The organism is Prevotella pallens, from assembly GCF_900454935.1.
Lineage (GTDB): Bacteria > Bacteroidota > Bacteroidia > Bacteroidales > Bacteroidaceae > Prevotella > Prevotella pallens.
Map to the genome: position 1 here is coordinate 339172 of NZ_UGTP01000001.1, position 13594 is coordinate 352765.

At 37.4% G+C, this 13594-nt stretch carries 9 protein-coding genes; 2 read left to right on the forward strand and 7 right to left on the reverse strand.

Features of this window, described 5'->3' with window-relative positions:
* Window positions 1-128: 128 nt before the first annotated feature.
* From DX009_RS01420 to DX009_RS01440, 5 genes are all read right to left on the reverse strand, one after another.
* Window positions 129-884 (reverse strand): HmuY family protein, encoded by a 756-nt coding sequence (locus DX009_RS01420; RefSeq protein WP_006043767.1) that lies wholly within the window; start codon window positions 882-884, stop codon window positions 129-131.
* 507 nt (window positions 885-1391) lie between these two features.
* A complete protein-coding gene (locus tag DX009_RS01425; RefSeq protein ID WP_115082774.1) occupies window positions 1392-2285 on the reverse strand; it encodes a hypothetical protein in 894 nt (297 codons plus the stop codon).
* A gap of 638 nt (window positions 2286-2923) precedes the next feature.
* Window positions 2924-3403, reverse strand: a complete 480-nt coding sequence (locus tag DX009_RS01430; protein ID WP_115082775.1) for a hypothetical protein — start codon at window positions 3401-3403, stop codon at window positions 2924-2926.
* Between the two features lie 112 nt (window positions 3404-3515).
* Window positions 3516-4646, reverse strand: coding sequence for an acyltransferase family protein (locus DX009_RS01435; protein ID WP_115082776.1), 1131 nt, complete (start codon window positions 4644-4646; stop codon window positions 3516-3518).
* Between the two features lie 4 nt (window positions 4647-4650).
* Entirely contained in the window at window positions 4651-5847 is a 1197-nt protein-coding gene (locus DX009_RS01440) for an FprA family A-type flavoprotein (RefSeq protein ID WP_115083791.1), read from the reverse strand.
* A gap of 82 nt (window positions 5848-5929) precedes the next feature.
* Between DX009_RS01440 and DX009_RS01445 the strand changes: the two genes are divergently transcribed.
* On the forward strand, window positions 5930-7180 hold the full coding sequence (locus DX009_RS01445; RefSeq protein WP_115082777.1) for a M16 family metallopeptidase: 1251 nt from the start codon (window positions 5930-5932) through the stop codon (window positions 7178-7180).
* Window positions 7181-7745: 565 nt separating this feature from the next.
* Here the strand turns inward: DX009_RS01445 and metG are convergent.
* Both metG and DX009_RS01455 read right to left on the reverse strand, forming a co-directional pair.
* Window positions 7746-9818, reverse strand: coding sequence for a methionine--tRNA ligase (gene metG, locus DX009_RS01450; RefSeq protein WP_338091485.1), 2073 nt, complete (start codon window positions 9816-9818; stop codon window positions 7746-7748).
* A gap of 78 nt (window positions 9819-9896) precedes the next feature.
* Window positions 9897-10445, reverse strand: coding sequence for a hypothetical protein (locus DX009_RS01455; RefSeq protein ID WP_115082779.1), 549 nt, complete (start codon window positions 10443-10445; stop codon window positions 9897-9899).
* Window positions 10446-10934: 489 nt separating this feature from the next.
* Here DX009_RS01455 and DX009_RS01460 point away from each other — a divergent pair, with 489 nt between their 5' ends.
* Window positions 10935-12863, forward strand: a complete 1929-nt coding sequence (locus tag DX009_RS01460) for an Omp28-related outer membrane protein (protein ID WP_115082780.1) — start codon at window positions 10935-10937, stop codon at window positions 12861-12863.
* Window positions 12864-13594: the final 731 nt, after the last annotated feature.

Sequence of the window (13594 nt, forward strand, 5' to 3'; positions counted from 1 at the left end):
GTTACTGATTAAATTTCTTTTAAAGTATATCGTATTCTTGCATAAGAAATACCGCTGTATTTCTTGTGCAAGTAATAACCTTCGAGGCAATTTGTCCTCTCTCTATATATATGTTATATTGTTATAGATTACTTGTTCTTAATGAACTTATATTTGAAGCTAACTTCTTTCTTTCGTCCAGTAGCGTCCTTTAAGCCTGTAAACTGAATGATTGCGTAGCTACCATCTTTAAATCGTACTAAGAATACAGGTGCCTTTTCAGGATCTGACTTCGACATAGTTAGTTCGTATTGTCCCATTGTGCCTTTTACTTTATGCATCCAATAGTAGAGTCCCATATTTACATAGCTCTTCATATATCCTAATACAGCAGGAACAGTCATCATTCCTTTCATATCGTAGATGAGATATGCTTTAACGTCGCTCACCCATTTCACATTTGTAGGCAATGTCTTAATGGTTTCAATAGATGTTGTATCTGTCATATACCCTTCGCCTCCGTTAGTTCTTATATCGTAGACGTGGAATGCCAAGTGCCATTTTTCAGGAGCGTTTGATGGTCTTGCTTCTACAGTTTTGGTTATGTCGTATTGTCCGAATCGGTCTTTCTGTTTACCGTCTTCAGAATATGTTCGCCACTCTTGTTCACTAACATCTTCTTTCATTACGGTTTCTCCCGTTTCTAAGTTTACATACACCCACTTGTCGTAGTCTTCAAGCGTCTTCTCTTGTGTTATGAACGATAACTCTTTGATTGGAGTCTCTTTGATAGGGTCATCTTGTGGTTGAACAGGTTTGGGCTCAGGTCCGTCTTCATTCTTTGTACACGATACACACAATAACCCAGCAAGGCACATTAATGCCATTAGTAATTTAAGTTTCATAAATAATAGTGTTTAAATATAAAATTAGTTGTACGGGTGCAAAAGTATATATAAGCGAATGGCTGTGCAATACCTCGTATTAGGTATTTTGTGTAGTATAAGTTAGGTATCGCATTATAGGCTATTGTGCGATAGTGTAAAGATGGTACTTAAGATTTTGTAAGACACTATGTGTTACACAAATAATAACTTTTTACCACAGATGTGTAAAGCTATTTGTTGTGAGTAAATATCAGCAAAAACAGATAGATGTGCCGTATCTTCTTTATTGGAACAATATTTCTGAAAAACACTACCTATAAATGGTTAATAGGTATTACGCAAATAAAGGGCATTTGTGATGGTATATTACCTTGTTTGTCTTTAACCACCAATATATTTCTCGGTTAAATTGTCGTCATATCTTAGTCTTTGTACATTCTGTTGTGTTCTATTCTGAATGTGTATAATTGTATTTAAAACGAATGTGCAAGGGCAACAGTCTATTTATTGCTTTTACAATTCGGTTTACAAATCAAAGCGTGTGTTTGGATATTCGGATAGCAACTTTGTTTTTGCTTTTTCAAGAACTTCAATTACAGGTATGGCAACTTTCTGTATTTGCCAGTTGTTTATAGACATTTTTAGTAAGTCGTTATTGGGTATGTATTTTGCAAAATTCATTCTCTCACGGATGTTCAGCCATAGAAGAATCTCTACGGGGAAAATGAAATAATCTGCTGAAGAGAAGTCTGGAATATGGTTTTTACGTTCGTATTCATCTGATTCAGCAATATGAAAATCAACCAGTTCGTTCACTAATTTAGACAATAGTTCGTTATCGTTTGTATCCCAATATTGAAGTGCCTGCGCATATACTTTCATATCTTCTGGATAGTTCAAACGGCTATAATCTAATTCTATTCCTTGCCATTTACAAAATATCTCAAGCATAAACCAAGCATGCTTATATGCCGCATGCCAACCTTTATATTGTTTACCATAAAGCATATTGATTAAAAGTTTGCCATAGTTTATAGCTAATGTGTCCCAACCTAAGAGTAAAGCCTGTGAAAGATGTTTGATAGCATTTTGGAAAGGTATAGCACTATGATATTTTTCGTGATTTTTACCCAAAAAGAAATCCCAGTTATTAGCTTCTATTCCAAGAAGTGTTGATTTGGCTAAGCTACTTAAGTCGGTTGTTGCACTATCGGTTGTTGTTAAGAAAGAATATATATAATTGTAATGAAACCATGACGAAATAAAGTCTAATGCCAAACCTATACCAGCTACAGATTTCTCATTTCTTATATATTCTTCTATATCTTTTATAGGTTCTATATAAAAATAGTCTTTCTTTTCTAACTGGTGTTTCTTCTTAGACTTTGTGTAGTCTACTAACGTCTTAATTGTTTTCATAACTTATATATAGATGTGTTGTTATATAGGTTCTCTTCCTTGTCTACATAAACGCCGATATTTCTGTTTCTACTTCTATTTAGTAGTAAAGAGTTTTGGACACTTTTAACAAGTAGACAAATATAACAAATTCTGCCTTTATATAACGATAGTTCCACATTAAATATTGTACTCATATATTTATAATAATGTCTAAATCGAGCTATAGCAGATTATAAACCGACGAAGTTTATAATTCTCAGCAAAATTAATATCTGTTGAGCATTATAATGTGCCCTCATAAAGGCGGTGTTTTTTTGTGATATCTAAAATGCAACTGACAGATATCTGAGACGAACGTTACAGACGTCTGAGACGAGCGTTACAGATATCTAAAAAATACGTAACAGATATCTGCGATAAAAGTGGCTACATTCACCACGCTTTTCTAAACAGCTGATGTTGTTTATTTGGTTGTGAAATAAGCAGTAAGCATAGCTACAGTTTTCTCCGCCAATATTCTACAGAACATCTACTTTCTCACCAACAGAGTTTTTTAGCAATAACATTTACGCCATACCTATACTTGTTTGGTGCCTCTTTCTAATAGTTACCAAATAGTGTGTTAAAATGTTTCCGATGGTTATTCTTTTATAGTTTCATAGCTTCGTTTGAGTTATAAATATAGTTTTATAGCAATCATCTACATCTTTAATTTCGTGGTAGTAAACTTCCGTTCCTTTTATATATTCGCATTCTAATAAGGTGCATTGTTTTAGCCAATTAATAATATCAGCATTATTTTTGTTGTATATATATAGCGATGGTGGAGTGTCAATTCCTTCTAAAATAACATTATCCCATTTACGGGGGATATTAGTTTTAGTGTAAAAGTTACTTATGCAAATACACAGTATAACTCCATATTCAAGATTAAGTTCTTTGATATAGCTGGTAAAATCATTATAAATGTGAACCGAAGCATTCCACCAGAGTTCTTTAGCTTTCGACAAGCTGTTATCAATCTCATCGATATGATAGTCGTCGTAAAAATCGTGCGATGTATTATTATAACGTTCTATCCATTGTTTAATGAAAGAGATATTGTTTTGTTTATTGTGTTTATATGTTTTTTCCATTTTCTTTTATTGCTAAAACACCTGAGTGTAGTCTATTTTATATAAGGTGTAACTAGCTGTTCCATTCATCTAAAAAGTCAAAACTAACCATAATTTACTTTGGTTAGTGTGTTTATCTCCCACCACAATATATAGAAACAATTCGAGGCGCAATTTTGTAGAATAGCCAATATACACCCACGCTCACGGTGAGCATTGTAACCGGACTTAGTATATATATAAGGAATGCTTCGAGCTCGTTGTGTGGTACCACTATTCCACGCTTCAATATGGTGAGAATGCCACCCAACACAATAGAGTGAAAGGCAAACACAAAGAAAGTGGAATTGATTAGAACAAGTGGCAGTGGAAAAGCAAGTTTGTTTTGTTGTTTGCGACGCTCTAAAATGCGTGTTGTTGTAGAAACTGTGAAAACTATTAATCCAGCATACATTAAGTTAGCACAATTTATCTGCCAAGCAAATATAGCAAAGAAGAGACCTCCCCACTTTAACGGACGCATAACATCTATAAATTTTATTTGTTTAATACTAAAGAATGCTCCGAAAGAAAAGAACAACAGTCCTTGAACGCTTAATCCCGGTAGGTTTTCAGCCCAACGCGAGGCATAAAGCAAAGCAAAAAACAACAGTATAGATATCTCTTTTCGTTTGTTTGCAAGCCAGTGCAGTACCTTATATATAATAGGTGTAAAAAGGCAAATCACCATTAAGTCGCGTATGTACCAAAACGGAATAACCAAGGGTGCAGCTATGCCGCCTTGTGGACCAATCTTACTTATATCCCAAAAACACAACAACCAGTCGGTAAAGCTAAAACTTTCTATGGGTTTATGCACAATAGCCGTCCAGTTTGGCAATATCCCCTCTGCCACAGATAAAAGAAAGAGATAAGTGCTAATCCATAGAATGTAGGGAAGAAGTAACGAGAAAGCACGTCGTTGCAGCTTATGTAAATACAATTCTTTAGAGAATAAGCCTTCTTTAAAGAATAACGAACCACTGATGAAGAAGAAAAACGGATTAGCCAGTGTTGCTAACGAATTAGAAATAATATCAAATACATCGCCCAGAGATGGCACCTGTGGACCAATTCCAGTTGTATTTATTGTCCAAAATACGTCCCAATCGGCACTAATATTGTGGAAATTAGAGTGAATGAAAAGTATTAACACTACCAACGGGAAACGCAAGATACTTATAACTTGCGATTGTGTGTTGGCAGTGTTTATACTTATTCTCATTCGTTTAAGCCTTATCAGCTAACAATTTTGCTGCCATTTCTTTGCCCAATCGCCAGCATTCGGCTTTTGTTTCTTCGGTAAGAGCTTGTCGCATTTCAACAGGTTCGCCCACCTTTTCGAAATGTCCACGTGTTTCGTTCCATTCACCAATAGCCGTAACGGCTCTACTAGCCCAGCCGTAAGAGCCAAACCAACCAATGTAGTGGTTCTTAATGTCGTGATTGGCTATTTCAGAAAGCAACACTTCCATTTCGTGATACAAGCCATTGTTATAAGTTGGTGCGCCAACTATTAAACCTTTATAACGGAAGATATCGCGGAGAATATAGCTGTGCGGAGTCTTCGAAATGTTGTACATCACAATATTCTTAACACCCTCTGACGAAGCTGAACGAGCAATTTGTTCTGCCATACGCTCGGTGTTGCCATACATTGTGCCGTAACAGATAACAAGACCTGGTTCTGTTTCGTATTTAGACATCTTGTCGTACAGTGCAACCACCTTTTCCACATTGTCGTGCCATACCGGACCGTGTGTAGAGCAAATATAATCGAACTTAACACCAGCAAGTTTCTTCAGTGCATTCTGTACAGGAGTGCCATATTTACCAACAATGTTAGAATAATAGCGTACCATTTCTAGCCAATAAGGCTCTGTATTGATGTTTTTATCAATAATTCCACCATTTAATGCGCCAAAACAGCCAAAGCCATCGCCTGAGAAGAGAGCAGAACTCTCACCTTTGTAGAGAGTCATCATTGTTTCTGGCCAGTGTACCATAGGTGTCATAAAGAATTGTAACGAATGTTTTCCCAATTCCATTGTCTCACCATTCTTCACTTCTATAGTATTCTCCTTTATACCGTAGAAACCAGACAGCAAGTCGAATGTCTTTTTGTTTCCTATAACTTTAATGTCTGGATAATACTGTTTGAGAAGTGCTAATCCACTTGAATGGTCTGGTTCCATGTGATGGATTACAAGATAGTCTATTTTGCGGTCGCCAATGACCTCGCGTATATTCTCTAAGAACTGCACGAAGAAGTCTACTTCTACAGTATCTATCAATACGACTTTCTCATCGTCTATAAGATAAGAGTTGTAACTGACACCATTAGGTAAGGGCCACAAACCTTCGAAGAGTTGTTTATTACGGTCGTTTACGCCTACATAGTAGAGCTTATTTGTTATTTCTATCATAGAATCTGTTTGTTTGTTACTCTGCAAATGTACCACTAATTCGTCATATTTCAAAAAGAAAATAAGTAATTTTGCACTCGCAATGAAATATAATACAACACGTTTATTGAATGGTCTGCGCATTATTCACCTTCCATCGGCATCGCCAGTGGTTTACTGTGGATACGAAGTTAATGCAGGCTCGGCTAGCGAAGAACCTATCGAGGAGGGGATTGCTCATTTCTGCGAGCACGCTACCTTTAAAGGAACACAACGGCGAGATAGTTTAGATATTATAAGGTGTCTTGAAAATGTGGGGGGAGACCTGAATGCTTACACCACTAAAACCACCACTGTTTACCATTCTGCTATTCTTAGCGACCAGTTTCCACTGGCTGTAGATTTACTTTCTGATATTGTTTTTAGAAGCGTCTATCCACAGAAAGAAATAGAGAAGGAAGTTGAAGTGATATGCGATGAAATAGAATCGTACAACGATAGTCCTGCCGAACTTATATACGATGAGTTTGAGAACTTGCTATTTAAAGGACTTCCATTAGGACATAGCATTTTGGGTACGAGCGAAGTGGTGCGACAATTTACATCTGCCGATGCGCAACGGTTTACAAACAAATATTATCGTCCAGACAATGCCATATTCTTTGTGTATGGAAATGTGGAGTTTAGCCAAGTGGTTGCGCTATTGCAACAGCACACAGAGAGCATTGTGCCTCCTAATGCTCTCTGTATAGGCTACACGGAAGATGCTACAAACACACTAACAAAGATAGAAGATACGTACGAACCATCTACTATTGTGGTTGATAAGAAAACACATCAAGCACACGTTATGATGGGCACACGTAGCTATTCGGTACACGATGAGCGGAGAATTGCACTCTATTTGTTGAACAATATTCTTGGTGGTCCTGGTATGAGTACGCGTTTAAACCTCTCGTTGCGCGAACAGAATGGATTGGTTTATTCGGTTGAAAGTACGTTCGCATCGTTTAGCGCAATGGGTATGTGGAGTACTTATTTTGGTTGCGACCCACAAGATACCAATAAATGTATTGCGTTGGTGCGAAAAGAGTTTGATAAGGTGATGCAAGACCCCCTATCTGATGCTGAATTGGATAGAGCAAAGCACCAGATTAAAGGACAAATAGGTATAGCATGCGATAGTAGAGAGAATTTTGCTTTAGACTTTGGAAAGAGTTTTTTGCACTTTGGTTGGGAGAAAGATATAACGAGTCTTTATGCACAAATAGATGCTGTTACGGCAACTGATATTCAGAATGTAGCAAACGATTTATTTGTGAACGATAAACTTACGACACTTATCTACAAATAAATAGACCTGTTTTAGCATTTGTGAATAGCTATAGCCTATACCCCAAGCAGGTTAGTAATGGGTGCTGTATAGCAAGCTATTATTTATACCGACAATAGCAAATCTGCTTAGCTGTTAAAACTGTTATAATAGCGCCTTATATGGGTTGTGTTTTTTTGTGATGTCTAAAACGCAACTGACAGATATCTGTAACGAGTGCGACAGATATCTGTGACGATTGTTACAGATATCTGAAACGAGAGTAGCAAAAATATGAATGTTTTTTCTGAAAATAGAGATGTTCCATTAGGTGGCTAAACAACCAGTAGACGATGCTTATAATTGCTCTATTTATATTTTGCAGAAGCTCTGTTTTATGTGGGCAAAACACATTGGTGAAGTGTTATAATATAATGTGATGTGATGAAAAAGCATATACAATTTTTGGTGATTTGTGGAAAATTGTATGGTGTTGTTTTTAGTTTAATATGATATAGAATAAAAAAAGCAGCCAACCGTTTCTCCTGAAACAATCGGCTGTCTTTGTAGTGTATCTTGTAAGATTTTGTATTTGTTTACTAACAAATTATCCCACTTGGCTACCAGGTTTTACTTCGCCAAGTGTAGTGGTAACGCTGAGTGAACCATCAAAGTTTACGGCTGAAAGTATCATTCCCTGACTTTCAATACCCATCATCTTGCGCGGTGGGAAGTTAGCAACGAAAAGCACATCTTTGCCAATGAGCTGTTCCGGTTCGTAGTAGGCTGCTATACCACTAAGAATAGTGCGCTCAGTGCCTGTTCCATCGTCAATGGTAAACATCAAAAGCTTCTTGCTCTTCTTTACCTTTTCGCAGTGCAATATATGGCCTACTCGAATATCGAGCTTCTCAAAGTCGTCGAACGATACCTCGTTCTTAATGGGTTCTGCCACATAGCTTGCAGCTTCATTCGCCTTTTTGGTGTCTTCGAGTTTCTTAAGTTGAGCTTCTATAGCTTCATCTTCAATCTTATCGAACAACAAATGCGGCTCATTCAGTTTATGTCCTGCAGGAAGAATGTCAGTACTGCCAAGCTGTGCCCAATCGTATTCGGGTAGATTAATCATATTGCGTAGCTCTTTACTGCTGAAAGGTAAGAAAGGTTCAAACGCAATGCTAAGGTTTGCCACCAATTGGAGCGAGATGTATAAGATGGTTTCAACACGCTTCGGATCAGTCTTCCATACCTTCCATGGTTCGCACTCTGTAATGTAGCGGTTGCCAATTCGTGCTAAGTTCATAGCCTCTTTCTGTGCTTCGCGGAACTTAAATGCATTGAGATAGCTTTCCACTTTCTCCTTCACATCTTTAAATTCCTGAATGGTTTGAGAATCTACCGCCAACAATTCGCCACATACGGGCACTACGCCATTCCAATATTTCTGTGTTAGTTGTAGTGCTCTGTTTACAAAGTTGCCATACACAGCCACCAGTTCGCTATTGTTGCGTTCTTGAAAATCTTTCCAAGTAAAGTTGTTATCCTTAGTTTCTGGTGCATTGGCAGTAAGCACATAGCGCAGCACATCTTGTTTGTTAGGAAAATCTATTAAGTATTCGTGCAACCACACAGCCCAATTGCGACTGGTAGATATTTTATCGTTCTCAAGATTTAAGAATTCATTAGATGGCACATTATCGGGCAAAATGTAGTTGCCGTGTGCTTTCAACATACTTGGGAAGATGAGGCAATGAAACACAATGTTGTCTTTTCCGATGAAGTGAACAAGGCGTGTTTCTGGGTCTTGCCACCACTTTTGCCACGTGCCGAATTGTTCGGGCTTACTATCGCAAAGCTCTTTCGTGTTTGATATATAGCCAATGGGAGCATCAAACCATACATAAAGCACTTTACCTTCCGCACCTTCAACCGGCACAGGTATACCCCAATCCAAATCGCGTGTCATAGCGCGTGGCTGTAAATTCATATCGAGCCAGCTTTTACATTGTCCGTACACGTTTGGTCGCCATTCTCTGTGGTCGTTCAATATCCATTGTTTCAGCCATTCTTGGTAATCGTTCAGTGGTAGATACCAATTCTTGGTCTTCTTTATTACGGGCTTTGAGCCAGAAATAGTAGAGTGCGGATTAATTAACTCCATAGGGCTAAGGTCGCTACCGCACTTTTCGCACTGGTCGCCATAAGCGTGTTCGTTATGGCAATGTGGACATTCGCCCACCACATAGCGGTCGGCAAGGAATTGTTTTGCCTCCTCATCGTAGAGCTGTTCACTTTCCTTTTCAATTAGTTTGCCATCATCGTAGAGCTTACGGAAGAAGTCGGATGCAAACTTATGATGTGTTTCGCTCGTGGTGCGGCTGTAAATATCGAACGAAATACCAAACTCTTTGAACGATTCTTTTATTAATTTATGATAACGGTCGCACACAGCTTGCGGAGTTATTCCCTCCTTCTTTGCCCGTAAAGTAATAGGCACGCCGTGCTCGTCGCTACCACCAATGAAGACAACATCTTCTTTTTTAAGTCTTAAATAGCGTGCGTAAATATCAGCCGGAACGTATACACCTGCAAGGTGTCCTATATGTACACCACCGTTTGCATACGGCAATGCAGCCGTAACGGTAGTTCGTTTGAATTTCTTCTCTTCCATATCTGTAATGTATTGTTTTTGTTTCTATTTATTTGCAAAGGTACGTCAAATCAGCGAGATTAGCAAAGGGTGCAGCTATCTTACGGTCTATTGCACCCTAACAGTTTTCAAACCCTCGTTGCAACCTATAGTGCGATTACCATTCTTGTACACATCTTCGTTGCCTGGCATATCAAGCACGAACCCAGCAGCTTTCACTTGTGCAACAAGGTTATCGTACGCAGTCTGATTGAATACACCTATAATAATAGCACCATCTTCTAAAGCTACATAGCTTGATATGCCCTTTTGTAGCGGCTTCGGATAGTCTTCGTACTTATTAGCGGTAAGAATTTTAGCAAGACGACAGTTCTTGTAATACATCTTAGAAAACTTATCCAGGCGGTAAATCTCATAGTTCTCTTTTAGTTTGTAGTCGTATTTCTTCATTATATTAGCTATCTTTTCCGGGTGCTCCACCATATCTATAGCCTCTGCAATGCTTATAAAGTTTGTATTTGCTTCTACGTTCTCCGTTGTGGTAGTAGGTGTTGTTGTAACATCTGTATTAGTGGCAGATTTTTTTATAGTGCCACAGCTGGCTAATGTTAGTGCAATGGTAGCCATAGCTACTGTTATCCATTGGTTTTGTTTCATATCTTTCTTACTTTTTGTTGATATTTATTTTTATCAAATGCTTTGTATATGGGCAAATGATTTATATATAATGTTTATATATAATAAGGTGCAAAGGTACAATAATATTTCGTACTTATAGCATAAAGCAATACATCTAAGTACGAATTTGGTATAAAATCGCTACAAATGATATTCGCTTAATGGCGTAATATTAACCAGTTTACCTACTAAAAATAGCTTTTTACAACGCTTTTGCTCACAGTAAGTACAACAAATAGAGCCAAATTTGAAAAAAACATTCAAAAAAAATAGTTATTCCATTTTTTATTTGTACTTTTGTGATGTCATCATATTATATTTACTATCACAGAAAAAGGAGCAGAATAGTCTTTATGATATGGGTATATAGACAACAGAACAACTATTGCATTCTTATAAATATAGGAACGCTTTAATGAAAAGAAACAGAAGTAGTAATAAATCGAATATTAACTAAACCAAAAACAAATGAAGAAACTTCTATTATCATGCGTTGCATTTGCAATGGCAATTGCTGCCACCGCACAGAATGGTAGCTTAACCTTGAACGAGGCAGAACCTTTCCTCGCTCAACCAATTAGTTCGGTAAAGTCTCATAATAGTCTTAAGGCTACACGTGCAAACTTGCCTGCTAATCAGCGTTATATGGGTAATTACACTAGCGATAACTACAACGATAAAGGTGTAGGCTTTACGCAAAACGAAGGTAAACTTACAATGGTAACACCTATTCGTAAAGAGATTGCAGGCTCATTCGATGGTGGTAAGATTGTTAGTATGCGTGTTGCGATACCTGCCGATGGCGTTGGCGCAATCACTCTAAAGGTGTTTACTTATAGCACTGCTAGTGGTAAGATGAGATGCGATTTGGTTGCTGAGCAAGAAATTAGTAATGCGAAGAAAGGTTGGAACGACGTAACATTTACCAATCCTTATACTATCAATTTTAGCAAAGCAGAGGGTATAATGTTAGGTTTTACTTATACACAGAAGAAAGGCTCAACTCCTGAATGCTATCCTATATCGTTACAAAAAGAAGGAACGATAGAGAAGGTATATGCTATGATGGAAGGTGGCCAAGACTTGTACGAGTTTGGTTCAGAGAAATATGGTAACCTTGCAATTCAAGCTGTAGTAGAGAAAGACTATCCTGCAAAGGATATTATGCTCCACAGCGTTACTTACAATAAATTTACAAAGGCGTCTAACAATACAAAGTTCACATTAAACATTAGCAACTATGGTACAACGCCTATCAATTCGTACACAGTAACAGCTACTGTTGATGGTAATCAGATTAAAGAGCAAACAGTGAATGGTACTGTAGATGGTAATTTAAAGGCTGATGTTATAGAAATTCCTACAACTGGAATTGCATTAGGTTCACACAAAATTAAGTTTGCTATTACTAAAGTAGATGGTGCTGCGCCAACTGGAAACACAGCTAATGATGTTTACGAATCTGACATTAACTTATATGAAACAGCACTTCAAAGACAAAAGCAGCTTGTAGAACAATTCACTGCTGTTACTTGTACTTGGTGTCCTACTGGTTCTAGATTCTTGAAACAGTTACAAGACAAGCGTCAAGATTTGGCTTGGGTTGCACTTCACGGTCCAATGGGGACTAAAGATCCTTTCCAAACAAATCAAACTGTTGCTATTATGGAGGCACTTGGTGCTAACGGTTATCCGATGGCAGCATTTAACAGAAGCCTTATCGAGGGCGAGCTTACAACAGCAATTGCCTACAAAGAGGCTGCATTCAGTCAGGCTGTTGAAATGTTCGGCAAGATGTTTGACGAAACAAACAATGACCTTCCTGCATTCGTAAATCTTGATGTTGCTGCAAAGGTAGATAGAACTGCAAATGAGCAAAACGACCAATTGATAGTAGATGTTAAGGGTACTGGTGTTAAGAACGCTGCAAACTTCCTTAAGGATTATGCTATTTATGTTTATGTAACTGAAGACGGACTTGTTAGTACACAGATTGATAAAGGACAGAAAATTAAGAACTATGTTCACAACAACACATTCCGTCAGTGCTTAACAAACATCTATGGCGATAACATTAATTGGAATAATGATAACTTCGACCAACAATTCACTTACACAATTCCTGCCGGATATAAAGCAGAGAATATGCATGTAGTTGCTTTCGTGGCTCCTAAGTTAGGCAATAAAGCTACTCCTAAGAGTGAACTCGTTGTTAATCAAACTAATTTGACTAATGTTGTAGTTCTTACAGCAGGTATTGAGAATGCAAATGTAGACGCTCAAGACGAAATAGTTGCTCGCTACAATCTTGCAGGACAGAAGATTGACACTGCACAGAAAGGTGTGAACATTGTTAAGTATAAGAGTGGTAAAGTGGTAAGAGTAATTGTTAAGTAATTTGAGTATACATCTCATACAATTATTATTACTGTAATCAGATAATAAATACTACTTTCGCTGACTCTATAAATGCGCAACACTATAAGCATTGTGTAGCAGAAGCGAAATAACAGAAAAGGCTAGATTTCACAATAGAAATCTAGCCTTTTTCTTTATGCAACTATTAGCTGTTCTTTCTGTAAATTAAAGAATAGTAGAAAATAGGACGCTAATTTATAGTAACAATCTACTGGATTTTCATTAATCAGATGGAATGTCTCAAATGTCCCTATAAATCGGATATAAATAGTTGCTTCTGTTTCAGATATCTGTTACGATTGTTTCAGATATCTGTAACGATTGTCTTAGATATCTGTAACGATCGTCTTAGATATCTATGGTGTTTGTTTTAGATGTCTATCGTTTGTGTTTCAGATATCATATAGAGCAACAACCTTTGTGAGTAGTGGTGTGAATAGTATAGATTATATACAACGAGAGTTATGGTTTAACCCCAATTAATCATTAGAGCTTAAACATATTTTGTTTTATTATCAAGCAGATTGTCAGTTGTTGCAATGCAGGCGTAGCGGGCTGTGTAAAGTTACAAAGACAGATAAGATGCTGATAAGAAAATAGAAGATGTAAGGAAAACAATACCATACTAATAAGAACTATACATATTGTGGTTTAATGCCGATTTGGTTTTAATAGCCAATGTGGCATAAAACAAAATATGTATAGGCTCT